Genomic DNA, 26,311 nt, shown 5'->3' with positions numbered 1-26,311 from the left:
ATGAGCGCCCAGTTCGTTTCCCAGACCGTACGCATCGTCACCGGCCACTGGCCGGTGATACTCCCGGCTCTCGGCATTACCTTGCAGCCGAACGGCAAGCCGCAGCCGTGCCCGACCTGCGGCGGTAAAGACCGCTTCCGTTTCGACAACCAGGACGGACGCGGCACCTGGTTTTGCAATCAGTGCGGGGCCGGTGACGGCCTCAACCTGGTGGAAAAAGCCCTGTCACTGTCTGCCCGGGCCGCCGCTGAACAGGTGGCTGCCGTGATGGGGGATAATGCCAGCACTTTACCACCGGCCGCTGAGGCCGGTCATTCACCACAAGACAAGGCCGAGGCTCAGCGCAAGACCGCGCGACAGGCACAGGCTCTGGTGGCTGCCGCTCAGTGCAAAAGCGGCAATGCCTACCTGAGCGCCAAGGGCTGGCCGGAGGTGGACACCCTGACCTTGCAGGGCCAGTCGCTGCGTGTTGGCGGTATCACCTTCCGGCCCGGCGACCTCTTGCTGCCGCTGCATAATGCCGGAGGCGAGGTGGTCAACGTGCAACTGATTAACGCCAACGGTGACAAGCGCATGCTGGCAGGCGGGCAGGTGAAAGCCGCCTGCCACACCCTCAGTGGTCCGGACAATGCGGTTATCTGGCTCACCGAAGGTTATGCCACCGGCCTCACCGTGCACCGCCTGACCGGTGAGACGGTGTGCGTAGCGCTCAGTGCCAACAATCTGGTGGCGGTGGCGGAGCAGGTACGCAGCCACTACCCGGATACGAGGCTGCTGCTGGCGGCCGATAATGACCGCAGCGGCACCGGGCAGACCCGCGCCGCCGAGGCGGCAGCACTCACCGGCGGTGTCCCTGCGTTGCCGCCAACGGAAGGCGACTGGAACGACGTTTACTGTCAGCAGGGCGCTGAGGCCACACGTACGCAACTCCAGACGCTCAGCCAGCCGCCGCAGCCGAGCCCGTTCGACACGCTGAGCGATGCCGATTTGAAAGCCATGAGTGCCAGCGAGAAAGCCGAGCTGTTGGCCGAGCACTACGGCAACACCCTGGCGGTGCCGCCGGTGGGGGAAGAACTCTGCCGCTATACGCGCGGCGCCTGGCAGGTGCTGCCGCACCGGCAATTGAGCCGGGAGATTGCCGCGCTGTTCCAGAAGGTGCGTGCGCCGTTCTCTGCCGCCGGTATCAACAGCATTTTGGACACCCTCAAGCTGATGGTGCCGCAGATGGGCGACCCGGCCCGCCGGTTAATAGGCTTTCGTAACGGGGTATTCGATACCGTCAGTGGCCAGTTCAGCGCCCACCGACAAGAGCACTGGCTGCGCACCGTCAACAGCGTGGACTACACGCCGCCGCGCGCCGGGGAGAACCTGGCCGACCATGCACCGCACTTCTGGCAGTGGCTGACGCGGGCTGCCGGGAGCAATCACGACAAGCAAGAACGTATCCTCGCGGCGCTCTTTATGGTGCTGGCCAACCGCTACGACTGGCAGCTGTTCCTCGAAGTGACCGGCCCCGGCGGCAGCGGCAAGAGCGCGATGGCGGCCATCGCCCGGCTGCTGGCGGGAGCCGATAACACCACTTCGGCCACCATCGACAACCTGGAGTCGGCGCGCGAACGGGCCAGCGTGGTCGGCTACTCGCTGATACTCCTGCCTGACCAGGAGAAGTGGAGCGGTGACGGGGCGGGTATCAAGGCCATCACCGGCGGCGATGCGGTCGCCATTGACCCCAAATACCGCGATGCCTACGCGGCACACATTCCGGCGGTGATACTGGCGGTCAACAACAACCCGATGCAGTTCAGCGACCGCAGCGGCGGTGTCTCCCGGCGACGGGTGATTATTACCTTCCCGGATACGATACCGCTGGCCGAGCGCGACCCGCAGCTGCTGGACAAAATTACTAATGAGCTGGCCGTCATCGTGCGTCACCTGATGCAGCGCTTCGCCAACCCGAACGAGGCCCGTACCCTGCTCCAGGCGCAGCAAAGCTCGGACGAGGCGCTGACCATCAAACGCCAGGCCGACCCGCTGGTTGATTTTTGTGGCTACCTGACGGTGCTCGGCACCGCAGAAGGCATGATGATAGGCAATGCCAACATCATACCGGCCAACCCGCGTCGCTACCTGTATCACGCCTACCTGTCATTTATGGCGGCACGGGGCTATCAGCACGTGATGAACCTGACGGCCTTTGGTTTGGCGGTGCCGCAGACGTTAAGGGAGTATGAGAAAACCCTGCTCAAGCGTAAAACCCGGCTGGGGATGCAGACTAATGTGGTATTGAGTGAAGAGTGCGAAGCGGACTGGCTGCCGAAATGTGGGGCGGTGTGACGATGAGCAGGACGATCGGCCGGGCCGATCAATTGTCCTTTATTGATCTGCCGAACCCATTGGACGCTCACTCGCCGCGCCGCCTATAGTGACAGTGAAAAATACGCAGCAACACCAGGGCATTACCCCGGCCGCAGAGCGGCCGGTATCATAACGACAAGCGCTCCCAAACCGGCTCAGGCCGGTTTTTTTATATCCTCGTTTCGCCCCCTATTGACGCTGTACTGAGTCGCAGGACAGCCCGACAGTCAGTCGGTTGAGGGAACGGCGGAAGGCTTAACCACCGCCCCCCGACGCTGCCCCTGCGTCGGCATCACCACCCCCCAGGGATAGGCCGGTTGCTGTTCTTTCTCATACTGATAAACAATGAGTTGCGCAAGGTTGCGGTGGTCATAACGGCGGCCAAAATTGAGCGCAATGCTACTGGGGGCGGCCAAAATCACGTGGATGCGTTCGGCGCCGCACGCCGTCAGCATTTTGACCTGTTCGATAAATTGCAGTGCCAGCCGGGTTTGTTTGGACAGCGACCAGTGATTACCGAGCGTTGTGGAGCTCAGCGAGAGATGCGACAGCGGGTAGGCGGGGAAGGTTTGGCGTATGGCCGTAATGTCGGCCTGGTAGGACACCGAGACCGCCAGCACCACATCTTTGGCCGCTGAGGTGACGAGGCTTTCCATCAGGGTAAAATTGGCGCGGTCATCATCGGCATTGTTGTCAATCAACCGCCAGGCCTCTTGCGTTCTGTCCCAGTCATAGACGCAGACCGGGCCATTGTCATCGAGAATGGCGCCAATGTAGAAGGTGAACGGAACCGGCAATTGCCCGCCGTACACCAGCGTCAAATCCTGATGGTCGATACCGTCAATGCGGGTGGCGATATTGCTGGCCAGCGTGCTGATATTGTCGTCAAAGGCCTCTTCCGGGTGACTGATTGCGCCATCCCGCATCCGCTGCGTCATATCGAGGGTTAATGCGTCTATCTTTCCGTTGAAATGACGGGAGACCGTTTTATGCAGCGGCGTTGTCGCGACTTTGCGCAGCGCTCTCCCTTCGATAACCACCCCCTTTTTGCGCACCGTGATTTTAGCCTCCCGGTAGGCGTCGACCAGCAACCAGACAAATCCCCCCAGGATGATGGATGCAGCCACGAAATTGACGAAATAGTCCGTGATGACATTCCCCTCCGAGACGGCCAGCGAGAAGCGGGCATCGCCTTTCTCCAGCGTTAATGCCCTTCCCAGCGAGTTATTCACACTCAGGATCCCGGCGCCGAGCAGCATGATGAGGTATTGAATTTTCCGCTGGCGCGTTTTCCAGTCGACCAGCTTAATCAGAATGTATTTTACCGTTTCCATGTCAGTGCATTTCCCTCATGTATGCGTTGATTTTCACAAACATCTCAGCCTGATACAGCGCGTCATCCAGCGCGTTGTGGCTGCCGTGGTTTTTGAGATTAAATCGGGCGTCGATACGGCTGGAGCGGGTGTCCTGCCAGTCGCAGCCGGTGGCGCCCATGTACAGGGCTTTGATATCGAGGGCGGCAAAGCCAAATGGGTTATGACCGAGATAAACGTGAAAGTAGTAATTGATGAATGACCAGTCGAACGCCGCATTGAAACCGACCAAAATCGGTTTGCTCGTGGCGTTGGTGACGGAAGTTACCCAGTGGGCAAATTGTTGCATGGCCTCTTTCGGGTCGATGCCGCGCGTTATTTGGGTCTGCAGATTGAAACCGGTGACAGCCAGCGCCTCAGGCTCGTAATGCAGATTCAGCGGCTGCACTTCAATGTAAAAACGTTCCGCCGGGCGGTCGATGACGCAGGCGCCAATAGAGAGGAGGCTGCACATGCCGGGTATGGGCCCGGCGGTTTCAATATCGACCGAGATAAAGCTTTCATGTTCAACGCTCATTTTTTACCTCGCTGGTGCGTGGGTGCTTGCCGCCGCCTTCCCAGTGGCCGGTGTACAGCCACTGTTCAAAATAAAACAGCCAGAGCGACGCCCAGGGAATGAGGGTGTCGCTAATTTTTAACTGGGCGCGCCATTCGCTGAGCCCGTCGTCGGCCTGTGAACGGGGCAAAAACAGGCACAGCCTGGCGCCGGGAATATGCTTGTCGGCGGGATACAGGTGCGGGATGGCCCGTGTGCCAGCCAGCGTGAAGAGATCCGGTTCTGTCACCACGCAAATCGGTGGGGTGCCGAGGCTATACCGGACCGCGACCCTGTAGCGGCGGCTGAACACTGAGGGTTGCAACCATCCTTCCCACAGCAGGGTGCGGTCGTGATGGATAATGCGCAGCCGTTCATACGGGCCGCCAGCTTTCAACGCGCGATATTGCTGAGCGATGGTCAGCGGTTTGCAGTGATGCCTGATAACCACGTTATTCACCGTAGAAGGTGTTTTTAGGCACGCCGGCCTGGGTTGCCGTACCGGCGAGGCCGGTGGCAATCAGCCCGCCGGTTTTCTTATCAATATGCAGGCTGCCTTGTTCTCTGGCTGACTGCATATGTTCCATCAGACGTTGCCTGACGACATCGACCGGGTCTTTGCCGAAGCTGTCTTCGAGGCTCAGGAACAGGTTATCTTCCCCCACGCTGGCGGCGATGGTGTTAAACGTCGCCTGGGCCGCGGTATGCCACTGGTAAAAGGTTTCACTGCGCTGAGGGCCCTCATCCTGCTCTGAACGGTTCCACTTCTCGGCGAAGTTTTCCTCCGGCATGTGCGGGTTGCTGACCTGTATTTCTCCCTGTGTCGACACGATGAAATCCGGCATCAGTTCCAGCACGTCTAACAGGATATCCAGGTCGTTGTCGTAGGCGCGCCTGTCAGCAATGATGTTGTTGTAGGCATGGCACGCCAGCGTGGTAATGATGACCGAAATCGGGCGGCAGCGCTGCCGGACCTCATCCTGCTCGACGGCCCATTCGTCACGGTGGCGTTTGAGAATTTGTACGATGCGATTAAGCAATTTCTTGTCGGTGCTGTCCGGCAATGGGAGTAACGCCTCGGTGCCGACGCGGCTGGCGGAATCCATGACCAAAATGGAGCGCAGGGGCTGCGCGCTGGCGCTGCTCTCGAACCACTCGGCGTAGCCGCTGGGGTTGGACTCCTTCCAGGCGGTTTGTGCATCCACGACCCACAGTGGCTGACCTAAACGTTCTGCTGCACCGGTGTGATCGCGGCCCGGTGTGATATCCAGATGGTAATCCCCGGCGTAATTGATGCGAAACCCGCGCGGTAACTCGCTTAATAGCGTTTTGTAGGTTTTATGTGATTCCAGCCGCTGGCGAATGGCCGATATCACGCCGGTATAATCCGCCTGGGTGGCATGGGGCAGATAACAAATCAGGTCAATGTCGTATTGCTCTTCATTTTTGGGTTTTACGGTGGTGTTGAGCCGCACGCTGCCCTGCGGGTAAATAACGGCATCTTGCAATAGCGGGTCGTCGCCTTCAGCCAGGAAGGTGCCGACGCCGTTATAGGCGCTTTCGATGTTGGCATATTGGGTTTTGGTGAGATCCAGCGTTTCAATAATTTGCGATAATAAATCGGCGATACGCTGTTTTTTCCCTGCAGGCAGGTTTCTGGCGGTCGCGGAACCGTACATAGTATTTCCTTATGCTATGGGGCCGCTGTACTGCGGGCGTGAGAACGCCACAGCGGCCAATAATAAAAAGGGGGGAAGCGATGGGCCGCAAGCGGCCCCACAAACCGTATCAATCATGAAACTCGGGTTGCGTCAGGGGCATTCCGGCAGGCTCAGCAGGTTATTGGGTTGTTCGCCGTCATTTTGCGTTTTGAGGTATTTATTCCCCGCCGCGCTGGTTGAGACAATCACCCAGACGGAATGGCCATTCGCCGTGACCCAAAACCGCCAGGTGCCCGCCTCGATACCGGCAATGGCGTCTGCCTGGGGCAGTGACCAGCGTGTGCCATCGGCATTGACGCCGCCAATAGCTTGAATGCGCTCATGCGCGTTTTGGCGATCGGATTTTTTGATGCAGGTGACTTGATGGTCCGACATAACAACTCCTTGGTTAGGGGAATATTTACGCATAGGCGTAAGGGAAAACAGAAACAATGGGCCTGGATATCCGTTTACGTAACCTGGGGTGAAATCACTGCTATAAATGTATAGCCGGCTAATAGTGGTGCATTCAATAGCCAGTCTATTATGGGTAATGAGGTTTCTAACTATCTGTCGCATTAATCATGTTTTTTCTCTCCTTACAGTCAATAATATAGGATGGTTTTTTAATTTATTACCATATAATTTATATTTAATTTGATAATATGTTGATGGCGACTCTGAATTGAATGTGTTTATGTTCGTAATTTAATTTAATTTAATTTAATTTAATCGCTATGCCGGGTTTTATCTGTCATTGATAGGGTGCACATTAGCTGGATATCCCTATTAAACTCATGAGAGATATCAGGGCTAGTGGGGCTAGGGCTGCGTTTTAGCTTGAGCGGTTGGGTATACCTCCGCTATGCGCAAGGTGTAGATCATGGTGGCGTTGGGGGGAACTTTAGGTGGATAGCCTTTCTCTCCGTAAGCCTGCTCTGGAGGAACCACCAGGGTCATCGTGCCGTGGTTTTTCAGCAGCGAAATTGCCTCTTTAAACAACGGTGGGAAATCTGCCACCGGTTGCGACAGCGTGGCACCAGTCGCTTCCATATCTTGCACTACGGTGCCGTCGACCAGCGTTTCTTTTACCACCACATCCACCGAGGCGGTAGCGGGGATCTGCGCATCGCCCGCATAGTCGATACGGTACCAGAACCCGGACGATGCCTGGTGAGCACGCTTATCTTTCTTGAACTCCCCTAGATAGGCCGCGCCTTTTTGCCGTTGGGCTACACTGATTTTTTCTCTTGCGGATACCACCTTTTCCTCGGCGGCGGCCAGAGTGTTATTGAGTTCATCATCCGACAACATCCGCTTGCCCGCAAAGGCATCTGCAATGCCGGCCAAGAGCATTCCCTTCTCCGATTTTACTCCCCAACGCTGCCGTTCTTCCTGCATTTGCAGAATTTCCTCTCCCAGTGAAACGCCTGCGGCGTAATCCTCACGCTGTTGTGCGCCTTTGAGCGCATCGGCTGTCACCAGACGGGGGCTTCGCGCTTGCAAAGAAGTTATGTCGGCTCGCGTATCTGCCAGTTTCTTGACGGCATCATCCAACTCGGCTTGCATCAGTTGGCGCTGCGAGCGCAATTCAGCCTGTTGCTCCCGCTGCGCCGCCTCGCGCTTTTCTGCTTCCAGCAGCAAATTTTTTTGCTGGTTGGCTGCCGCTGATAAGATCTGGTTTTCTGCTTTTGCTTTGGACAACTGTTGCTGTAATACCGCCCGATCCTGATCCCACCGCTGCTGAATCTGTAATAGGTTGGCTTTTGCCTGGCGTTCTGTCTGAGTCATCCCCAGCGCCTGGCGCAAGCTTTGCGCCAGTTGGGATAGCGCAGCCCAGTCGGGCGTAACCCTTGCCGTTACGGCGTTTTGCTGCAGACGGGTTATCTGTAATTTTAGCTGGGCGATTTCCGTGCGCTGTTGCTGGATCTCCTTATCCTTAATTCGCCAGGTTTCGCGCTGTGGTGCCGGTTTTTTATAGAGCTTACCTTTCTCAGCAGCTTGGGTTGGGCGTTTTTCAGTGCGAGGGCTATCCCGCGCGGCAGGGGCTTTTTCTGCCGCATAGCTTTTTTCGCTGTACTGCTCGGCAAATTGCAGCAAAGCCGGAATATCGGCATTACCCTTGCTTGGCGCTGATGAAGCTGCTGGCAGCATCATCCCCCCAACCAGGCAGGCCAAAAAACGGTAGGTCAGCCGTTTCCAGACGATCATTTTATCGCACCACCGCGTTTCGCCAGTTCGGTAAGTAATGCCTGATTAATGTCGGCGCATTGATAGCTCACCTGATAACGATAGAGGGCATCAACGGTCTCTTGCATGCGCTCGTTGACCTGGGTGCGCACACCGGCATATTGCGAAGCGCCGGACATCAGGTTGTCGAACACCTGTTTTTTAGCCGGGTAATCCGCCGTTTTCAGCGTCCCCAGTGCGTTTAAATTCTGTTGGCACTGCTTTAAATCCTGGGTTTCACGCTTGGCCTTTTCATCCTGCAATGCGCTGGCCGAGGCGGCTTTTATCTGCGGCGTTTTGGGGGACTGGCAACCGCTGACCAACAGTACGCCCATCAATACCGCCGTGATGGATAGAGACGAATAGCTCATGTTCAATTTCCTTTTCTCGGTTGGTGGTGGGTTAATCCACCCTGGATCATCCAATGGAGCAGTTCGCTGGTTCGTTTAAAATTCAGCTTTTTCATAGCAGCGCGTTTGTGTGAGCTGATGGTTTTGACCTTTATCCCCAGACTGGTTGCCACGCAGGCAGGTGTTTTACCCTCTTTCAGTTGATGCAGCACTTCGCGTTCTCGCTGTGTAAGTGGGTTAGGAAGCAACGTTGCTGAAGAGGGGGGGGATTTCTCCGGTGCTTTCTGTAGAGAAATCATGATGTTTTCCATAAGCTTCAAGATTAGGCTCACCGATTGGTGTCGATAAAGGATGTTGGATTTATTAACGTTGCGGTATAAGTGTTGCAAATGTGCATCCTTTCTTTCAGCGATGGCGACATACAGGGGCTTATCGTTGTTCGTACAGGTTGAGCTGTGAGGCGCGATGAACGTGCCGCAGCGTATTGCCTGAAAAACAATATCTGTCGTTTTTCCTAAAGCGTGATTAGAAAAGAACTCTGCTTTCTGGCCTCGGTTTTTTAAGTACATCGTCAACATCATCGCTAATCCAGCGGTGTAAAATTTATCCTCATCAAGGATAACGATGTTCAATGTTTTATTCATGATTGCATTTTTTCGTGCTTTTTTGGGGTTGATAAAACTTCACTGCTTTTTACGATAACGATAGCAGACTAGCCAACCAGCCATGCGGCATGCAATTTAATCAATTTTATTGGTGTTCTTTGTGATTTAATTTTTCAATTTTATTGATTTAAGGTGTTTTGTATCGTCATGCGAGGGTCTTAATCTAATGGTTTGGTGATTAATATGGGGTGCTTTGGGGTGTAATTAGAAGGGAAGGGATTTAATCGCTTGTAGGCAAGCGATTAAATCGTGGTGAGGGTCACTGTTTCGTTATGGTGCACGTAAATATTGGATTGTCTAGTCCTTTATAAAGGATTAAGTTTTTCCTTAATTTTTTTGTTTCTACGTAGAATGGGACGCCTGGAACTTCTGGTAATATGTAATGTTGCCAGAGTGTTTCGGGTACGTTGTCTTTAGGATGGCGTTTCTCATTCGTAATCACGGTTGCACTATAACCATTAATATCAGAGGGTTTATGGGTGACAAATACCCTCCTATAGACAGCGTAACTTTCACTATTCACCTTAAGGGTGCCTATCACGAGAACTTCACTATAGTCTTTATGAAAGGCAATAACATTTATATTCACGTTGAACTTAATTCTGTTACTGTTTTTTGTTGCCATATCTGCGCTCACTTGAGTGTTACAGCGGAACGGTTTCCAGCTGATGCTGTTCAGATAGAAGAAGAACAGGCTCGCGGCGATGACGGTAAGAATAGACATCCAGATAATTACTCTGTTCATATCAATTTACTCAACCAGTTTATAGTTATTGCAGTTTTTATAGTTCATATCGGCGCTTTGATTACAAACCGCCATAAACTTAATTTTCAATGAGTCATTGGCAGGGCGTGCTTCAATATAGTAGATGTCATGATTTTTGTGCATGCAGTCTATCTTTTCATCGTAGAGCATTTTTCGTGCACGAACAGATTGTTCATTATTTTTCTTATTATCCCCAGGAGTATAAATCTCGCATTTATCCTGAACACCGACGAGCATAGGTTCGTCATCTCTGTTCAGAGTAATCAGCTTTATTGCCGCAGTAATGGCGAATAAACCAAGGGCAAGTGCCAGGCTTGGCTTCAGCATGCGGCGCAGCGTGGTTTTGTGGCCCGAATCTGTGAAGTTAGCCGTTACATTATCCTGTATTGCCGGCTCACTAGCAGCAACCGTGGGCTCAATCATTTCAACGGTCGGTAGTTTGGTTTCGGGGTGAATTTCTGCTTCCATTTTAAAGCCTACCCGCGGCACCGTGATCAGAATGTCTTTGCTGCCTCCTAACGCCTCAAATGCTTTTCTCAACTCACTGATATGGTTGCTCAATGTGGCGCTCGACGGAGAGAACCCATAATCCTCCCAGACGTGCTTGATCAACGTTTCACGCGTTAGTTCATTTTTATTGTTTTTTATTAGCTCGATTAACAATCGGGTGGCTGGCTTGGATAACCCGATAGTAATTTGGTCATTGTTTCTGAGCATTAATAACCGGCTGTCCGGGTCGAAGGTAATGATTAGATTTATTATGTATTTCATGGTGTTATCTTTTTATTCCTGGTGCTGAAGCTTTAATTTAACTAACGTTAAGAATAGTCTTGTTTAGAGATTTATAAAACTTATTGGATGAAGGTGCTCTCCGTCAACTTGTTTTTATGCTGGTGCTTTTTATTGCCAATGTGTTTGAAAATCAATAAGAATTACAATTTAACCAATTGATATTTTTTGAATTAAAAATCTATTTTTATTGCCTTTTGGTGTATTTTTTGGTTTTTTAATCTAATTTTTTGCTATTAAATAGATTATTTATCTTTTTTTGTTTTTTGTGATTACTATGTTCACCAGTTGCCGGCAGCCGTAACGTTGCAAGTTAACTGTTAACTGGTAGGTGCCGAAATAATGGCGACTTCACGAAATGGGATAGACCTTAATAAGGATAAAGTAGAAATGAAATTGAATAAAATCATGATGGCAGCCGTACTGGCATTTGGCACTATTTCTGGCGCACAAGCTGCTGATGAAGGGCACGGTAAAGTAACCTTCACCGGATCTATTATTGATGCACCTTGTTCAATTGACCCGAAGTCAATTGATCAGACTGTAGATCTGGGGGCAGTGTCAAACGTTTCTCTGCTGAACGGCGGTAACTCTGACCCGAAACCGTTTGAAATCCATTTGGAAAAATGCAGCCTGGAAACAGCGAAAACTGTAACCACCACCTTTGACGGTGCGGCGGGTAAAAATGGCTTGCTGGGTATGACTGGCGATGCCAAAGGTGCCAGCATTGCGATTACCGATGGTAGCAATAATGTCATTGAATTGGGCAAACCAAGCGCTGGCCAGCTTATCAGCGCCGGTGCTTCCGAAGCGACTTTGGCTTTCAGCGCCTATCTGAAAGGCGATGGCGGCGATGATAAATCTATCGTTCCAGGTAAATTCCAGAGCGTGGCTAACTTTATCCTGAACTACAAATAATTTGATTTGTTAAACGGATTAATCATGCATGCGGGGATGCCCCGCATGCATTATTGTCGGCGTACAGGAGAATGATGAGATGAAATCGCCAAAAAGGTGTTATTCGGCATTTTGCCTGTTAATGCTGTTACCGATGCAGAGCAGCCTTGCTGCGGCAGGTTGGGGACGGGTTAACATGCAAGGTGCTGTAATAGAAACGGCCTGTGCCATTGATACTGAGAGCCGCGATCAGACTATTGATATGTCCATAGCGCCGTTGAACCAAATAATACGTGATGGGAAAGGGGCTACGCGCGCATTCAGTATTCGCTTGGTTAATTGTGTATTGGAGCGCATAGACGAAAATTTACCGAAGTGGCATCGCTTTCAGGTGACGTTCGATGGCCGGGTGGATAATGGGTTATTCGGTGTCGATGGGCAGGCGCGTGGTGTTGCTCTCCAACTTGCCGACAGCGAAGGCAATATAGTTTCGCCAGGCAACCCAACGCCATTAATGGATATTACCGCAGGTAACAGAGAATTAAATTACTCGCTGCGGTTGGTCAGTAATCAACAGCTATTGCGCAGTGGAGAGTTCACCTCGAGTATTAGATTTAAAATAGACTATTACTGAGTGGATTCTAACGACACGTTAAATTTTAACTTGCAGGGTATGCCCTTGGATTATTCCGTTTTCATGGGAATAAAAGGGTTTGCATTGATAGCCTTGGCGTAAAAATAATAATGAAGGGATTGACAAGAATGATGATGCCGAACTGGTCTTTATTACCCTTCCGTCCGCGTGTCATGGGTGTTTATATTGCCTGCGCATTGGGTTTTTTTGGGTATTACGCCAGTGCGGAAGAGGTACAGTTCAATACCGATGTTCTGGATGTCAAAGACCGCGAAAATATTGACCTGGGCCAGTTCTCGCGTGGCGGTTACATCATGCCGGGCGATTATATGATGTTGATCCGCATTAATAAGCAGGAGCTGCCAGAGCAATCAGTAATTTTTTATGCGACGGAAGCGGATGCTAACGACAGTGCCGCGTGTATCAGCCCGGAAGTGGTGGAGCAGTTTGGCCTGAAACCGGACATGAAAGAAAAGCTCACCTGGTGGCATAAGGGCCAATGCCTATCTTTGGATAGCCTACCGGGCATGTCGGCGCGCGCCGATTTGGGTTCTGCCAACCTGACCCTGAACATACCGCAGGCCTATCTGGAATATGCCGCCGATAACTGGGATCCGCCGTCGCGTTGGGATGAAGGCGTGCCGGGTTTACTGCTGGACTATTACCTCAACGCACAGACCCAACGGCAACAACAACGGGGTCAGCAGGGGTATAACCTCAGCGGCAACGGCACGGTTGGCGCTAATCTGGGGGCATGGCGTCTGCGAGCGGACTGGCAGACGCGGTTGGATCATCAAACCGGTAGCGGCGTGGGCACGCGCCAAAATTGGGACTGGAGCCGTTATTACGCCTATCGCGCAATACCGCGTTTGGGGGCAAAGCTGTCGGTTGGGGAGAATTACCTATATTCCGACATCTTTGACAGCTTCCGCTTTACCGGCGCCAGTCTGATCAGCGACGACAGCATGTTGCCGCCGAACCTGCGTGGCTATGCGCCAGAGGTCACCGGGGTGGCACGCACCAACGCCAAGGTGGTGATTAGCCAGCAGGGGCGGGTGCTATATGAAACTCAGGTCGCATCCGGCCCGTTCCGCATTCAGGACATCAACGATGCGGTTTCGGGGCAGTTGGATGTGCGGGTGGAAGAACAGGACGGCAGCGTACAGGAGTTTCGTATCGACACTGCCAGCATCCCGTATCTGACCCGACCGGGGACGGTGCGCTACAAAGTGGCTAGCGGTCGCCCTTCGGACTGGAAGCACAACACCAACGGACCGCTGTTTGCGACCGGTGAGTTCTCCTGGGGCGTCAGTAACGGCTGGTCACTTTACGGTGGCGGTGTCGCGGGCGGAGATTACAACGCCCTTGCGGTCGGTATCGGGCGGGATCTGATGATGTTCGGTGCGCTGTCGTTCGACGTGACTCAGTCGCGGGCACGCTTGCCGCAACTGGAAGACGGTACCCTGACAGGCGGTTCCTACCGGCTGAGTTACTCGAAAAACTTCGACGAGTATGACAGCCAGGTCACCTTCGCCGGTTACCGTTTCTCGGAACGGAACTACATGTCGATGAGCGAATACCTGGATGCGCGTACCTACGGTACGCGTAACCAGAACAGTAAAGAGATGTACACCATCAATTTCAGCCAGCACTTCCGCGATCTCGGGTTAAGTGCCTACCTGAACTACAACCATCAGACTTACTGGAACAGCGCGGCCAACGATCGATACACCCTGACGCTGTCGCGCAATTTCGATATTGGTGAGTTCAGGAACCTGAGCCTGTCGGTGACGGGGTATCGCAATAAGTATAACGGCGTCAACGATGACGGCATGTATCTCTCGCTGTCGATGCCGTGGGGCGGCAGTGGGTCGCTCAGTTACAGCGGCAGTTTCGACCGCAACGACAACACCCACCAGGTGGGGTATTACGATCGGCTGGACAACGGCGACAGCTATCAGTTGAGCAGCGGCATCACCCGCAACGGTGGAACGGCAAGCGGTTATTACACTCATCAGGGCGATATCGCGCAGGTTAACGCCAACGCCAGCTATCAGGAAGGGCGCTATTCGTCCGCCGGACTGTCGCTGCAAGGAGGCGCGACCGCCACCTTGAAAGGTGCGGCGCTGCACCGGTCAGGGATGATAGGCGGAACCCGAATGATGGTGGATACCGGCGGCGTGGCGGATATCCCCATCGGCGGTTATGGGGCTGTGACGCGTACCAACCGCTTCGGCAAAGCGGTGGTGACCGACGTCAGCAGCTACTACCGCAACCGGGTGAGCATTGATGTGAACAAGCTGCCGGAGAATGCCGAAGCGACACGCTCCGTAGTACAGGCCACATTGACAGAAGGGGCGATTGGCTACCGCCGATTTGAAGTGATCGCCGGTGAGAAAGCGTTGGCGGTGATCCGCCTGGCAGACGGCTCCACGCCGCCGTTTGGTGCCACGGTGCAAAACCACAAAAAGCAGGATGTGGGCATCGTAAACGACGACGGCAATGTATACCTGAGCGGCATTAACCCGAACGAGGATATGACCGTGCGATGGAATGGGCGGGCGCAGTGTGCGCTGACCTTACCGGCGCAAATACCGCAAGGCGATGTGGCCAACCTGCTGTTGCCGTGCCGCCTGCTGCCGGAGAACGCGACAGCGGAATAACGGCGGAAACGAAAACGTATTTAGCCACAGTGGCAGGCCGGAACTGCTTCTCTACCTCTCCGGCCATTTTATTGAATTTAAAGAAGTGAGAAATTAACGGTGAACCTAATGAAACAATCCTTTTTTCCGCTGATGGGCGGCCTGCTGGCTAGCGTGCTGGGTATTCAGCAGGCTCAGGCGGCGATAGCGCTGGATCGCACCCGCGTAGTTTTTAACGGTGGCGATAAATCGACCAGTCTGAGTGTCAGCAATGAAAACAAACAGCTGCCTTACCTGGCGCAAGGCTGGGTAGAGGACGCTCAAGGCAATAAAATCACCACGCCATTGACGGTATTACCGCCACTGCAGCGCCTGGAGCCGGGGGCAAAAAGTCAGATCAAGGTACAGGCCTTACCGGCCGCAAACCTGTTGGCGCAAGATCGCGAGACGCTGTTCTATTTCAACCTGCGTGAGATCCCGCCAAAGAGTGAGAAGCCCAACACGTTGCAGCTGGCACTGCAGACACGCATCAAACTGTTTTATCGGCCAAAAGCGCTGAGCAGTACCGAGGGTGCAGCCCCCTGGCAGGAGCAACTGACGCTGACCAAAATGGGCGACAAATACCAGGTTAATAATCCAACGCCGTATTACATCACCATCGTAGATGCCAGCAATAAACCGGGGGCGGTGAGCGCCAAGGGGTTTGAACCGGTGATGGTCGCGCCGAAAGGCAAAGAGATGCTAAACGTTGGTGTATCGGCGTTGGGCAATGCGCCGGTGCTGACGTATGTCAATGACTATGGTGGTCGCCCGCAGTTGCAGTTCAACTGCAGCGGAGTGGAGTGCAAGGCCAACCCCGTCAAGCCAAGCTGATCTCCGGCTGTAAACAAGGAACTGAACATGCAACCACAAAAACAAAGGAACGGCTTCCTGTCTTGCCCTGAGCGGCAATACCTGTTGGCCCGAGTGGCAGCGGTACTGATGGTGCCGATTGTGATCGGCAGCATGCTGGCGCTGATGCCTGCGGCCTGTGCGGCAGATAACTGGAACGTAGACGGTGCCAATGGGGTGTTGCATGTGCATGGTGCCTTGACCGAAAGCGCCTGTCGCCTGGAAATGACCTCGGCTTATCAGGATGTGTGGCTGGGGGAAACCGGTACTGCCAGGTTGGCGAAGATCGGGGCGCAGGGTACGCCGGTGGCGGTTCAGTTGCGTTTGCAGGATTGCCTGCGCAGCCCGGCGAATAATCGTGATGAACGCAGCGGTAATCTGTTGTGGAGTGCTCATCAACCTGCGGTGTCACTCAGTTTTGTCGCCCCGGCGGACGCGGACAACCCGCAGTTAATCGCGGTGCGTGGGGCATCCGGTGTGGCATTGCGGATGGTAGACACCCAAGGCAGGGAAATTCGCCTGGGTAGCCGTGGGGCGCCGCTGATGCTGGCCGTGGGCCAGAACATGCTGGAGTATATCGTGACGCCGGAACGAACCCGAGCAGCGTTGCAGGCGGGGGCCTATTCGGCCCATGTGGATTTCAGGCTCAATTATGACTAAGGCGGGTGCCATGGGGGCAGATAAGTCATACAGATCAAACCCGGCATGTGTTGCGGCGGGTCTGGCGCTCATGTTCTGGGGCGGATGTTTCCCTGTATTGGCGAAAACGGCCACCGCAACGGTGACGGTTAAAATTACGCTGACTGCGCCGCCATGCGAGGTCAATAACAATAACCTGATCGAAGTGAATTTCGGCAATGACGTAATGACCACCCGTGTGGACGGCGAGTACAAAAAAATGCCAATCAACTACACGCTGCAATGCCAGGGGGGAGCGTCCAATGCGGTGCGGATGCGGATTGACGGCCAGGGGGCTTCGTTTGACGGTGGGGTTTTGAAAACCGACAAAGCGGATTTTGGCATTGCGCTGCTGAATAACGGCAAACGCTTTCCCATCAACGGCTGGTCGAACTTTACTTATCCTAATCAACCCATGCTTGAGGCGGTACCGGTGAAGCGCAGCGGCACCAGGCTGAGCGGTGGGGCGTTTTCCGCCGGGGCGACGATGAGGGTGGAATATCAATGAAACGCTTTTCAGGTATTGCCTGGTTGCTGGCCTTTGGTGCGCTGAGCTCGCCGGGGCAGGCGGCGGAGAACATGAAATTCTTCGGCACCCTGGTCGAGCCCCCGGCTTGCACCATTAATAACGGCGGGAATGTTGACGTCGATTTCGGCAATCGGGTGGGGGTTAAAAAGGTGGATGGGGTGAACTATTTGCAACCGATGAATTACCAGATCACCTGTGATCCCAGTGCCAATGCCTGGCGGATGACGCTGGAGATCGCCGGAAAAGCGGCGAGTTACGATAAAGCGGGCGTTGTCACCAATGTCACCGATTTGGCGATCCAGATCCGGCAGAACGGCGTTCCTTTCGAGCTGAACAAACCGATAGCCATCAGCCTGACTAATCCGCCGCAGCTGGAGGCGGTGCCGGTGAAACGGCCAGGGTCGACGTTAAAAGAAGGGGCGTTTGAGGCGACGGCCACTCTGAAGGCGGTTTACCAATGAGCGGGTTCGGGGCAGGTTTTCATGCGGCTTTGATCGCCGGGGTGTTGGCATTTAGCTGTTTGGCGCAGGCCGACAACGTTCGCTTGCACGGTGCATTGGTCGCCGAACCCTGCGTGATTGCGCCAGGGGATGAGAACGTGCGGCTGGATTTTGGCACGGTGATCGATAAATACCTGTATGCCAATGAGCGCACCCACGGGCAGGCATTCGATATACGCCTGGGAGAATGCGACCTGAGTTTGGGGAAAACGGTGAAAGTGACCTTCCGAGGCCCGGAAAACTCAAGCCTCAAAGGGTTACTGGCGATTGACGGCGGCAGTCGGGCATCCGGCATAGCGATCGGTATGGAGACCCTGGGGGGCCAACCCTTGCCGTTGAACAAGGCCGGTGAGGGCTACCGCCTGATTGATGGCAACAACATCCTGACGGTGCTGGCCTATGTGCAGGGTGAGCCGGAGGCGATTGCCCAACGCAGTATTGTGCGTGGGCCGTTCAGCGCCGTCGCCACCTTTAGCCTGGAATATGAATAAGGCTGAACGCGATTGGCTTGAAGCCTATAGCTGGTTGGGAAAACGACGGCGACATGCGCCGCCCAACGCGGATGTTTGGCATCTGCGGTTTCATTGGCGGGAACATGGTGAGTCGTTGTATCAGCAAGTGCGCAGCGGCAAGTACCGTTTGCAACCTATGCAATTGTACCGTCATCACGACAAAAGCTGGGTACAGTGGAGCTCACAAGATGCGTTGGTGCTGAAATGGGTCACTTTGCAGGTGGAAGAGCAATTGCCCACCCATCCACGTTGCGTCCATCTAAAAGGACGCGGTGGGGGCAGGCAGTCTGTAGCGCAGGTCTGGCAGGCGCTCACCTCGGGTGAGTACGCGTTCGTTTATCGGACGGATATACGCGGGTATTACCGCCATATCCACAAAGCGCAGGTGCTGAGCCTCGTGCAACAGCACATTGATAATCCGGTGCTGACCGGCCTTATCGCACAGTATTTGTATTACAGCGTTGAGGATGGCGGCGAGATTTTTACTCCGCAGCACGGCATTTGTCGCGGTTGTGCGCTTAGTCCGCTGATTGGTGCCAGTTTATTGCACCACGTGGACAGTCATTTTGCCGCGCAGCAGGGGATCTACTATGTGCGGTATATGGATGACTTTGTGTTGCTGGCCCGCACGCGCTGGCAACTGCGGCGCTGCGTTAAGCAATTACATCAATATTTCAATTTGGCGGGCTTTGAAACGCACCCGGATAAAACCCAATTGGGGAGAATTGAACATGGATTTGATTGGCTGGGCGTGTGGTTTACCCCCACGGGGACCGCCATTGCGCCACGCGCGTTAGAAAATCACCGAATAAAGCGCCTGCGGCTTTACGAGCAGGCCCGTCGACGGGGGCTGTCAATAGCAGACTCTGAGTCACGGGTGCGGGCGTATGAAGCTCGGTGGATGTTATGGGCGAACGAACTGTGTTCGTAATGAACCGCCCACCCTAAACCAACCAGGGGGTAACTTGTACCGGTTATTGAAATTACTAGGCTTATTTATGGCAGGAATGTGGTCGAACCATGTGATCGGAATGGAGATTACGGTAAGTCCGGGGCATGAGTGTGTGTATTGTGATCAACGAGTGTCTGATCCCTCCATTCCGAGTACAACGCGTACGGTGCACAACGGCAGGCCGTACTGCAACGTTACCTTGGAAATGAAGGATCAGGACGCAGTGGGGGCATGGGTGTATCGGGTCTACCGCAGGTATGGGGATGCTGAACGAACCCAGCGGGGATTAAGTTGCGACGGGTATGAGGTAGGAGGCTATGGGAATGTTCAGGATGGATTGAAAAGCTGGATAGCAGCTGGGGTGGTAATGCGTTATGAGTCGACGATTTCGTGGGGGGGGGGAGAAGGGTCGGGGTCTGATTGTCATTTGGAGGTGGCTGTGTCAGACGGGAGAGGGTGGGAGGGACGGACTTGGTCTAACCGCAAGTGTGATGTCAAGCCCGACCCTGTAACATGCAAAATAGAGCAGATACCCGATGTTGTACACCCGACGTCGAACAGCGGGAGCGTACGGTCTACCGCCTATGGAGAGATACGGGGCGTGTGTAGCGGGACCGCGTCGGTGAAACTGCTGGTAGATGGGACCACCATGGAGCTGCAGGATAATACTGCATCGGCTAGAGTGACGGCACAGATATACGTGGGGGGGGTGGGCAATGGGTCGATTGTGACTACTGCATCACCGGGCTTCATGGAGAAGGTAGTTAGTGTTATTAACTCGACCGGGACTGCACCGGGTGCGTATAAAGGCTCTAAGGTAATCATCGCGTCGTGGGATTGAGTGTAAGGACTGAAAAACAGCATGGTCACAAAGGGTCAACTGAAGAAGACTCTGAAGTAGAACGAATGGGGGCGGCTCGTCGGCTTGTTTAAGTCGCTTCTTGAAAATGCTGACAGTATGGGGGTCAAGCCGAAGTGATTTAGGGGCCCCGTGAGGGATCCGGTTTATGTATAGATACCGGCTACGAGAAATGACCAATGGCTGATGCGAGTTCTGCGCCGATTGACGCAATATTTCCAGCGCAGAGCAAAGGGTGACAGCTGGTTGGCCGAGATTAATGGATAAGCGCGTCAGACGTTGAATTGCGTACACCAAAAACCTGTTAGGCTTTTTTAATATCGTATCTGCACCGAGGCGGCGAGCCTGCTAATAGTGAACGAATACGGTGCTAGATGCACCTGGAAATGGGGCCGCAGAGGGTGTGATCCCCTGACGCCTGGATTCAGCTGGCGCTACCACATTAGCGAGCGTAGTGGCGCCGACAATCATCACCTAACCCGATTGCCGATAATGGTGTCGCTATCATCTAGGGGCGTTCCAGTTGGAACCTATGGCTGAAGTACGTTTAATTTTTCTTGTTCATAAATCGCCTGATTCATCTGGTGAGAATGTCAACATGCGTGGTGGCCAAATTTACAGTGCCAATACATTACGTGCTGATTACGTGGGGTGGCAATGGCTGAGTCTTGGCCTATATCTGTATACGGTTGCTGTTAGTTCTATTGATTTCTGGCCATTCACCCAACGTCCACAGTAATGCATAGTAGAGTGATGAGCAGTTTTAAATTAATTGTTTGATTTAAATAAATCTAATGAGTGAATAGTGAGTATAGTTTCCGCGCGAATCTTTCTTGCAGAAGTGTGCTCGAGAGTGGGGTGTAAATTTGTAAAAATAAATGTTCGTAAGGGGTATACTTTTGTATTTCAGTTCTGATCCGGAAAGGAAACCGAGATTGTAAATATGCTCCAAATTTCGGATCGGAACTCTGCCTGTGCTTGGAGCAAAACTTTCTCTGGGGGCATCAAAAGGGGAAAACGCCTTCTTTTTGATAATTTAGTATTTATTTTTCAACTTGTTGGGGTTGTTTAAGTCCGGCCGCGGATTCGTGTGTCATGCCGGTGCGACTGGTTTCGACCGACTCAGAATGGCGATGAGCTGGTGCTCGGTGGATCTGATTTTAGGAGAGATCACCTCAGGAACGTATGTTGGAAACTCTCTAAAAGTGAACGGCTATGCATACATTGAACTAACCATTCCCTATATAATGTTCTGATTTATAATCACATTATTAACAGTGACTACTGTGACCTGTTTTTCGATAAATCTTTTTCATGTCAGTGCCGATTTGTAGAGGTTGAGTAAAAATTCTTCGTGGAGGTGTTTGTGTATAGTGTGGTGTATAAAAACAATTTTTTGATTAAAATTTATTTAATATCAATATGATAAATTAAAATTATCACTCCTGTGATCGGACGGATATACGTGGGTATTATCGCCATATCCGCAAGGCGCAGGTGCTGAGTCTGGTGCAACAGCACGCCAAAGCCTCGGCGCTAACCTATCTTATCGCGCAGTATTTGTATTACAGCATTGAGGATGGCGGCGAGATATTTACCCCGTAGCACTGCATTTGTCACTATTGTGCCCTTAGTCCGATGATTGGTGCCAGTTTATTGCACCACGTGGACAGTCATTTTGCCGCGCAGCAGGGGATCTACTATGTGCGGTATATGGATGACTTTGTGTTGCTGGCCCGCACGCGCTGGCAACTGCGGCGCTGCGTTAAGCAATTACATCAATATTTCAATCTGGCGGGCTTTGAAACGCACCCGGATAAAACCCAATTGGGGAGAATTGAACATGGATTTGACTGGCTGGGCGTGTGGTTTACCCCCACGGGGAGCACCATTGCGCCACGCGCGATAGAAAATCACCGAATAAAGCGCCTGCGACTTTACGAACAGGCCCGTCGACGGGGGCTGTCAATTGCAGATTCTGAGGCGCGGCTGCGGGCGTATGAAACACGGTGGAACATATGGGGAAATGGCATGTTGCCATGATCCCCCCTCAACTGAACGGGATTACCGCGAAATGATAATTAAGGTGCTGGTACTGATATTGGGGATGTGGACAATGTATTCGTGGGCGCTTGTGGTAGAAGTGGCTGGATGGGAGGCCGTTAAGGCTGCCGGTGTGACCGCGGTGGCAGGGGCGTCTGTTGCTGAATCGGAAATCGCCTATGGGAGCGCGAACGGGAATCCAGGTGTGGCATCAGTGGTTGTTACCTATATTCAAACGAGTCCCTATCGGTGGGTACGGTTTAGAACCTCGTGCTACAGTAATATATCGACCGGTTGCTGGGGCGCACCGGTAAACGACTACACGCGCGCGACCGCTAGGGGGGTATTTGCTCAACCGAAAAGGAACCTTACTTATGATAGCGGGACTGTAAGTATTGCAGGACTAACTCCTGACCGGTGTACGGTGATACAAACGTTTACGAAGGAACACGCCGGGAATGGTAGTCCGTGGGGATGGGTGGCGAATACAGAATTGGGAGGGACATGCGCAATGAGGCCCGTTCTTACACGATGTGAAATGAAAGTCCCGCCGGTCATGCAACACAAAACCATGGTCGCGGGTGGTGGGCAGTCCGTGGCTGAAATTACCGCGGAGATTTCATGCAACAGGATGACGAACGTGCGGGTGACCGGGCCTCGAAGTATCAAGATGTCCGACGGGAACAGAGAAATAGCCTCAGCGGTAACGGTGGGGGGGGAGTCATCGACCATCGTGATCCCAAACCCCACAACCACGTTCCAGGTCAAGAGTACGATTGATACAACCGGTGCCTCGGCTGGAGCGTACGCCGGATCCTTCGTTTTGGTTGCTGAATGGGACTGACAATCCGGGATAGAACAAGGATGTGCTAACGGCCTCATACATGAAACGAGGTGGGTACCCCCTTATTTGTCTGAAATCGCAAGTACGAGCTCGGATCACGTCTCCTAGATAGCCATGGATTTGGACTATCCGGAGTAAGCAGAATGGCGTGGAGGTGGATTGAGAAATGGTGGCGTACGGGCCGAAGGGTTAACTGGTGTTCTACCCATAATCTCTTCGCAATGCTCCACTCGGCTGATAGGAGATGTAGTATAGGAAATGTTCGGTATCCGATGAGATACCCATACATTCAAAAGAGAATGTATGGGTCAATTGTCATGGTGATAATACTAGAGTCTTGCCCTATAACCTATAAAGGACTGCTGTTAGTTCTATGGATTCTGAACAATCACATAACATGCACAGTGATGCATGGTCGAGTGATGAGTGCTTTTTGATTAAACGTTTGTTTTAAAAATATATTTTTCATGAGTGAACAGTGCGCATGGTTTCCCTGTAAATCTTTCTTGCAGAAGTAAATTCGAGAGTGTGGTGTAAATTTGTTAAAAGAAGTGTTCGGAAGGGGTATACATTTAAATTTCAGTTCTGCTCCGGATAGGACTGAGATTGTAAATAAGTTCCAAATTGCGGGTTGGAACTTTGCCTGTGCTTGGAGCAAAACTTTCAATGGGGGCATAAAAAGGGGCATATGTATTATTTTTTATAAATTAATCTTTATTTTTCAATTTGTTGGTGTTTTGTGTGAGTCCGGCTGCGGGCCATGTGACATGCCGGTACGTCCGGCTTCACAGACTCGGAATGGCGATGAGCTGGTACTTGGTGAATATAATTTTACGAGAGATCAGCTCAGGAATATATGCTGGAAGCTCTCTATATAGTATGAACTAACCATTTTCTATATAACAATATAATTTAAAATTACATTATTTAATGGTGACAACTGTGACATGTTTTCGATAAATCTTTTTCATGTCAGTGCCGATTTGTAGAGGCTGAGTAAGAATTGTTCGTGGAGTTGTTTGTGTATAGCATGGTGTATAGTATCAAAATTTTTAATTAAAAATATCTTATATATCAATTGAATGTCGTATCTTCACCACTCCTATTATCGGCACCACCTCATTTTTTAACTTTTCCTTTCGTACGCTCCGTCACCGACTCTGCCGCAACGCTAAAGCCCATTAATCCGGTGCATGATGCAATGCCTGGGCTTGTGTGCCATAAACCGCACAACACACAAACGTCGTAAACGGGAATATGCGTTGCTACGTTGGGACCTCACCGCCTTTTTCTTATCTGAGAAGAAAGGCATTGACGCGATTAATTCATTTAAACAAGTGAGGTTGTTATGTGTGAAGATTTAATTTCAAGAACGAAGTGCTTTGTCTTTAATGGTCAAAGATACAGAGTCTTTATCTCTCACCGCAGGGGGACTGGCGGTAATTTGAACCCGCTGTATCTTTTGGATGCTAACTCCCAGTTTTCGGTCGTGACGGAACGTAACAACAGAAAACGCGATGGGGATATTCTTTATATCGGCATTGGCTATCAAGACGGGGTGGATATCTTGAAGGCAAGAACCCGTGATTATACGGTTCCCTCAGGAGAGAAAGAGTTTGCGGAGGGGGGCGGAGCGGCAGCGTTTTATCAATTTATTGCCGCATGCGTTAAACCATGGATCGAAGCGCATTATCCTGTCAACGTAGACCAGCAAACGCTGGCAGGCCACTCGCATGGTGGTCATTTTGTGTTGTATACCCTGTTTAATCATCCTGATGCATTTCAAAATTATTTAGCGGCCAGCCCATCCATTTGGTGGGGCAATGGGGCGTTGATTCCTGACGGCAAGTTAACCATTGATGAGCATGTCAATCAGGTCACGCTGATGGTGGGAGAGTATGAAGAAAAACTTCATCCCCAAAGTAATGAAACAGAGAAAATGCAGATCCTTAGAATGAACGCCACGCCTAATCTGCGAGCCAGAAATCTGGCGGAGAAGTTGATCGGTAATGAACAGCGCTGTAGCTTTGTTTTTTGCACCGGGCGGCGCCATCCCGGCGTTATTAAGGATTATGCACAGGTGGCAAACCTGATCGCTGGGCATCGTCCCCAGAATGACGGGCTTTAGAATAGACATCGCGTTATTCAAGATCGATTTTATTGCTGTTAGTCCGGGCTGACGCTGCGAATCCTATCAATGCGAGTCACCTAGATTGCCAGTGGGAAGTCACCAGGGAAAATAAAATAGTCGACAGGGATCTGGCCCCCGAAGAGGCAACACGCTTAGCGCGGCGTCAACGGCTGGCGTGATAGTCATGAATGTATGCGAATTATTTAATTTAAAAACAAAAAGATATTAAAGCATTGAGCCTTCGCCGCAGGAATATTCCTCCTCTTGCCGTACGTCATTTGCCTGCCTTTCCCCGGTTAAACAACCGTTTAATTAATCACTGTTATAATTACTCCTGTTGAGCCTTGATGGGTGAATGTTTTCCTCCTCAAGCATTGCGATGCGGCGCTCTGTGGCGCGGCATCCGTTTTTGGACATGCCGGTGGTTCGGTGAGAAGTAAGGAGAAGTGCACTATGAGCAGAAAAGACAAGCTCGCGGCGGCCCTGCTGGCCATCTTCCTGGGTGGGCTGGGCATTCACAAGTTTTACCTGGGCATGAAGTGGTGGGGGTTGTTCTACCTGCTGTTCTGCTGGACGGGGATCCCGGCGATTGTCGGCTTTATCGAAGGCATTATTTATCTGTTCCAATCGGAAGATAAATTCAACCAGAAATACAATTCTGGCCTGATTTAATGCTTTTATGACGGTGCTTCCTGTTAAGGGACGCGCCGTCTTTCATTCCATTACTGTTTTTTATCATTATCTTACCGTGGGTCTCTTTGCTCATCATTTTATTCGAACTGGAGAGCACGCGGGTTGACCATCATAATCCGCCAGGCCCAGCGCGGTGAGATCGGTCGCCAGTTCCATCGGCTGTTTGTTGTTTGGCGCTGGGAACATCGATTTGGCCGACATCATCATGGTGCAGCTGTTGATGGTGTAATCGGTTTTGACCTTCATGCCGATATATTTCGACTCCGGCATTTGCCGGCGACGTCGTGCTGCGGCGCCGGGCTGCCATTTTCCATCACGGCGTGCGCGTGTTCCGGCATTACTTCCGCGCTGCCGGTAGTGGGTTCTGCATCGGCCACGTAGGACGCGCCGCTAAAGGCGGCCACAGAGATAAGGATAATGCCTGTAACGATTTTAATCGTCGCTCCCCAGAATATTGTTGATGAAATATTTTATCGCCCGATAAAAACGGAATTTTTAAATTTCTGCAAGTGTGCTTGCGTGTGTTTGGATACATGTAAATAGTATATCTAAACATAGTCAATGATTGGAGTGTGTACAAATTATTGCGGTTTTTTTTCGCTTTCATTTTCCAGTTTTTTACAAGGAGTAAATGTTATATTGAAATGCGGGGAGTTATCTTTTTACGTTAAAAGCACTCTGTGAAGCGTTATTTATGTGATCTTCATAGTCACAGAAATAATGCTGAAATTACTACCTTTCTAT

General features: G+C 52.2%; 24 protein-coding genes. 14 read left to right on the top strand and 10 right to left on the bottom strand.

Going from position 1 to position 26,311, the window contains the following annotated elements:
* On the top strand, positions 1 to 2,334 hold the full coding sequence (locus AC2CGQ_RS20750; protein WP_484593855.1) for a primase-helicase zinc-binding domain-containing protein: 2,334 nt from the start codon (positions 1 to 3) through the stop codon (positions 2,332 to 2,334).
* Between the two features lie 248 nt (positions 2,335 to 2,582).
* On the opposite strand, the gene AC2CGQ_RS20745 is transcribed toward AC2CGQ_RS20750, so the two are convergent.
* The 9 genes from AC2CGQ_RS20745 to AC2CGQ_RS20705 all read right to left on the bottom strand — a co-directional run bounded on the left by AC2CGQ_RS20745 (position 2,583) and on the right by AC2CGQ_RS20705 (position 10,744).
* The gene (locus AC2CGQ_RS20745) at positions 2,583 to 3,689 is read right to left on the bottom strand and encodes an SAVED domain-containing protein (protein ID WP_484593854.1); all 1,107 of its coding nucleotides are present in this window, start codon (positions 3,687 to 3,689) and stop codon (positions 2,583 to 2,585) included.
* A gap of 1 nt (position 3,690) precedes the next feature.
* A complete protein-coding gene (locus AC2CGQ_RS20740) occupies positions 3,691 to 4,245 on the bottom strand; it encodes a 3'-5' exonuclease (RefSeq protein WP_484593853.1) in 555 nt (184 codons plus the stop codon).
* Entirely contained in the window at positions 4,235 to 4,714 is a 480-nt protein-coding gene (locus AC2CGQ_RS20735; protein ID WP_228392547.1) for a type II CBASS E2 protein, read from the bottom strand. The genes AC2CGQ_RS20740 and AC2CGQ_RS20735 overlap by 11 nt, the downstream gene beginning before the upstream one ends.
* Before the next feature lies 1 nt (position 4,715).
* Positions 4,716 to 5,942: an SMODS domain-containing nucleotidyltransferase gene (locus AC2CGQ_RS20730; RefSeq protein ID WP_484593852.1), complete on the bottom strand. Its 1,227-nt coding sequence runs from the start codon at positions 5,940 to 5,942 to the stop codon at positions 4,716 to 4,718.
* A 132-nt stretch (positions 5,943 to 6,074) separates the two neighbouring features.
* On the bottom strand, positions 6,075 to 6,359 hold the full coding sequence (locus AC2CGQ_RS20725; protein ID WP_063918781.1) for a DUF3892 domain-containing protein: 285 nt from the start codon (positions 6,357 to 6,359) through the stop codon (positions 6,075 to 6,077).
* Between the two features lie 426 nt (positions 6,360 to 6,785).
* Positions 6,786 to 8,174 (bottom strand): FKBP-type peptidyl-prolyl cis-trans isomerase N-terminal domain-containing protein, encoded by a 1,389-nt coding sequence (locus tag AC2CGQ_RS20720; RefSeq protein ID WP_484593851.1) that lies wholly within the window; start codon positions 8,172 to 8,174, stop codon positions 6,786 to 6,788.
* Complete coding sequence (locus tag AC2CGQ_RS20715) at positions 8,171 to 8,563, bottom strand: hypothetical protein (RefSeq protein WP_082997627.1); 393 nt, start codon at positions 8,561 to 8,563, stop codon at positions 8,171 to 8,173. The genes AC2CGQ_RS20720 and AC2CGQ_RS20715 overlap by 4 nt, the downstream gene beginning before the upstream one ends.
* A 2-nt stretch (positions 8,564 to 8,565) precedes the next feature.
* Complete coding sequence (locus AC2CGQ_RS20710; RefSeq protein ID WP_484593850.1) at positions 8,566 to 9,186, bottom strand: helix-turn-helix transcriptional regulator; 621 nt, start codon at positions 9,184 to 9,186, stop codon at positions 8,566 to 8,568.
* Between the two features lie 772 nt (positions 9,187 to 9,958).
* Positions 9,959 to 10,744 carry a winged helix-turn-helix domain-containing protein gene (locus tag AC2CGQ_RS20705; protein ID WP_484593849.1) on the bottom strand — a complete coding sequence of 262 codons (786 nt, stop codon included), beginning with the start codon at positions 10,742 to 10,744 and terminating at the stop codon, positions 9,959 to 9,961.
* 408 nt (positions 10,745 to 11,152) lie between these two features.
* Here AC2CGQ_RS20705 and AC2CGQ_RS20700 point away from each other — a divergent pair, with 408 nt between their 5' ends.
* From AC2CGQ_RS20700 to AC2CGQ_RS20640, 13 genes are all read left to right on the top strand, one after another.
* Positions 11,153 to 11,680, top strand: a complete 528-nt coding sequence (locus AC2CGQ_RS20700) for a fimbrial protein (protein WP_484593865.1) — start codon at positions 11,153 to 11,155, stop codon at positions 11,678 to 11,680.
* Positions 11,681 to 11,759: 79 nt separating this feature from the next.
* The gene (locus tag AC2CGQ_RS20695; RefSeq protein WP_484593848.1) at positions 11,760 to 12,293 is read left to right on the top strand and encodes a fimbrial protein; all 534 of its coding nucleotides are present in this window, start codon (positions 11,760 to 11,762) and stop codon (positions 12,291 to 12,293) included.
* A gap of 128 nt (positions 12,294 to 12,421) precedes the next feature.
* The gene (locus AC2CGQ_RS20690) at positions 12,422 to 14,956 is read left to right on the top strand and encodes an outer membrane usher protein (protein ID WP_484593847.1); all 2,535 of its coding nucleotides are present in this window, start codon (positions 12,422 to 12,424) and stop codon (positions 14,954 to 14,956) included.
* 108 nt (positions 14,957 to 15,064) lie between these two features.
* A complete protein-coding gene (locus AC2CGQ_RS20685) occupies positions 15,065 to 15,808 on the top strand; it encodes a fimbria/pilus periplasmic chaperone (RefSeq protein ID WP_082997633.1) in 744 nt (247 codons plus the stop codon).
* A gap of 27 nt (positions 15,809 to 15,835) precedes the next feature.
* Positions 15,836 to 16,486: a fimbrial protein gene (locus AC2CGQ_RS20680; protein ID WP_484593846.1), complete on the top strand. Its 651-nt coding sequence runs from the start codon at positions 15,836 to 15,838 to the stop codon at positions 16,484 to 16,486.
* A complete protein-coding gene (locus AC2CGQ_RS20675; RefSeq protein WP_374930460.1) occupies positions 16,479 to 17,012 on the top strand; it encodes a fimbrial protein in 534 nt (177 codons plus the stop codon). The genes AC2CGQ_RS20680 and AC2CGQ_RS20675 overlap by 8 nt, the downstream gene beginning before the upstream one ends.
* The gene (locus AC2CGQ_RS20670) at positions 17,009 to 17,494 is read left to right on the top strand and encodes a fimbrial protein (RefSeq protein WP_437211200.1); all 486 of its coding nucleotides are present in this window, start codon (positions 17,009 to 17,011) and stop codon (positions 17,492 to 17,494) included. The genes AC2CGQ_RS20675 and AC2CGQ_RS20670 overlap by 4 nt, the downstream gene beginning before the upstream one ends.
* Positions 17,491 to 18,024, top strand: a complete 534-nt coding sequence (locus AC2CGQ_RS20665; protein ID WP_082997637.1) for a fimbrial protein — start codon at positions 17,491 to 17,493, stop codon at positions 18,022 to 18,024. The genes AC2CGQ_RS20670 and AC2CGQ_RS20665 overlap by 4 nt, the downstream gene beginning before the upstream one ends.
* Positions 18,017 to 18,976 carry a reverse transcriptase domain-containing protein gene (locus AC2CGQ_RS20660; RefSeq protein WP_484593845.1) on the top strand — a complete coding sequence of 320 codons (960 nt, stop codon included), beginning with the start codon at positions 18,017 to 18,019 and terminating at the stop codon, positions 18,974 to 18,976. The genes AC2CGQ_RS20665 and AC2CGQ_RS20660 overlap by 8 nt, the downstream gene beginning before the upstream one ends.
* A gap of 1,412 nt (positions 18,977 to 20,388) precedes the next feature.
* Positions 20,389 to 20,595 carry a hypothetical protein gene (locus AC2CGQ_RS20655; protein WP_484593844.1) on the top strand — a complete coding sequence of 69 codons (207 nt, stop codon included), beginning with the start codon at positions 20,389 to 20,391 and terminating at the stop codon, positions 20,593 to 20,595.
* A gap of 872 nt (positions 20,596 to 21,467) precedes the next feature.
* Positions 21,468 to 21,899 carry a reverse transcriptase domain-containing protein gene (locus tag AC2CGQ_RS20650; protein WP_484593864.1) on the top strand — a complete coding sequence of 144 codons (432 nt, stop codon included), beginning with the start codon at positions 21,468 to 21,470 and terminating at the stop codon, positions 21,897 to 21,899.
* A 2,192-nt stretch (positions 21,900 to 24,091) separates the two neighbouring features.
* Positions 24,092 to 24,871, top strand: coding sequence for an alpha/beta hydrolase (locus AC2CGQ_RS20645; protein WP_072010129.1), 780 nt, complete (start codon positions 24,092 to 24,094; stop codon positions 24,869 to 24,871).
* 456 nt (positions 24,872 to 25,327) lie between these two features.
* A complete protein-coding gene (locus AC2CGQ_RS20640) occupies positions 25,328 to 25,546 on the top strand; it encodes a TM2 domain-containing protein (RefSeq protein WP_004930265.1) in 219 nt (72 codons plus the stop codon).
* 93 nt (positions 25,547 to 25,639) lie between these two features.
* Here AC2CGQ_RS20640 and AC2CGQ_RS20635 read toward each other — a convergent pair whose 3' ends face one another.
* Complete coding sequence (locus AC2CGQ_RS20635; RefSeq protein WP_243750852.1) at positions 25,640 to 25,837, bottom strand: hypothetical protein; 198 nt, start codon at positions 25,835 to 25,837, stop codon at positions 25,640 to 25,642.
* Positions 25,838 to 26,311 lie beyond the last annotated feature (474 nt).

This window comes from Serratia sp. DFXYC6 (genome assembly GCF_057196085.1).
The sequence above is the reverse complement of the archived record's forward strand: the minus strand, read 5'-3'. Positions and strand labels throughout refer to the sequence as shown.

Bases quoted from the DNA above. Each gene is read 5' to 3' on its own strand.
- AC2CGQ_RS20750 (WP_484593855.1), top strand. From the start codon at position 1: ATGAGCGCCCAGTTCGTTTCCCAGACCGTACGCATCGTCACCGGCCAC.
- AC2CGQ_RS20745 (WP_484593854.1), bottom strand. From the start codon at position 3,689: ATGGAAACGGTAAAATACATTCTGATTAAGCTGGTCGACTGGAAAACG.
- AC2CGQ_RS20740 (WP_484593853.1), bottom strand. From the start codon at position 4,245: ATGAGCGTTGAACATGAAAGCTTTATCTCGGTCGATATTGAAACCGCC.
- AC2CGQ_RS20730 (WP_484593852.1), bottom strand. From the start codon at position 5,942: ATGTACGGTTCCGCGACCGCCAGAAACCTGCCTGCAGGGAAAAAACAG.
- AC2CGQ_RS20725 (WP_063918781.1), bottom strand. From the start codon at position 6,359: ATGTCGGACCATCAAGTCACCTGCATCAAAAAATCCGATCGCCAAAAC.
- AC2CGQ_RS20720 (WP_484593851.1), bottom strand. From the start codon at position 8,174: ATGATCGTCTGGAAACGGCTGACCTACCGTTTTTTGGCCTGCCTGGTT.
- AC2CGQ_RS20715 (WP_082997627.1), bottom strand. From the start codon at position 8,563: ATGAGCTATTCGTCTCTATCCATCACGGCGGTATTGATGGGCGTACTG.
- AC2CGQ_RS20710 (WP_484593850.1), bottom strand. From the start codon at position 9,186: ATGAATAAAACATTGAACATCGTTATCCTTGATGAGGATAAATTTTAC.
- AC2CGQ_RS20705 (WP_484593849.1), bottom strand. From the start codon at position 10,744: ATGAAATACATAATAAATCTAATCATTACCTTCGACCCGGACAGCCGG.
- AC2CGQ_RS20700 (WP_484593865.1), top strand. From the start codon at position 11,153: ATGAAATTGAATAAAATCATGATGGCAGCCGTACTGGCATTTGGCACT.
- AC2CGQ_RS20695 (WP_484593848.1), top strand. From the start codon at position 11,760: ATGAAATCGCCAAAAAGGTGTTATTCGGCATTTTGCCTGTTAATGCTG.
- AC2CGQ_RS20690 (WP_484593847.1), top strand. From the start codon at position 12,422: ATGATGATGCCGAACTGGTCTTTATTACCCTTCCGTCCGCGTGTCATG.
- AC2CGQ_RS20685 (WP_082997633.1), top strand. From the start codon at position 15,065: ATGAAACAATCCTTTTTTCCGCTGATGGGCGGCCTGCTGGCTAGCGTG.
- AC2CGQ_RS20680 (WP_484593846.1), top strand. From the start codon at position 15,836: ATGCAACCACAAAAACAAAGGAACGGCTTCCTGTCTTGCCCTGAGCGG.
- AC2CGQ_RS20675 (WP_374930460.1), top strand. From the start codon at position 16,479: ATGACTAAGGCGGGTGCCATGGGGGCAGATAAGTCATACAGATCAAAC.
- AC2CGQ_RS20670 (WP_437211200.1), top strand. From the start codon at position 17,009: ATGAAACGCTTTTCAGGTATTGCCTGGTTGCTGGCCTTTGGTGCGCTG.
- AC2CGQ_RS20665 (WP_082997637.1), top strand. From the start codon at position 17,491: ATGAGCGGGTTCGGGGCAGGTTTTCATGCGGCTTTGATCGCCGGGGTG.
- AC2CGQ_RS20660 (WP_484593845.1), top strand. From the start codon at position 18,017: ATGAATAAGGCTGAACGCGATTGGCTTGAAGCCTATAGCTGGTTGGGA.
- AC2CGQ_RS20655 (WP_484593844.1), top strand. From the start codon at position 20,389: ATGGCTGAAGTACGTTTAATTTTTCTTGTTCATAAATCGCCTGATTCA.
- AC2CGQ_RS20645 (WP_072010129.1), top strand. From the start codon at position 24,092: ATGTGTGAAGATTTAATTTCAAGAACGAAGTGCTTTGTCTTTAATGGT.
- AC2CGQ_RS20640 (WP_004930265.1), top strand. From the start codon at position 25,328: ATGAGCAGAAAAGACAAGCTCGCGGCGGCCCTGCTGGCCATCTTCCTG.
- AC2CGQ_RS20635 (WP_243750852.1), bottom strand. From the start codon at position 25,837: ATGCCGGAGTCGAAATATATCGGCATGAAGGTCAAAACCGATTACACC.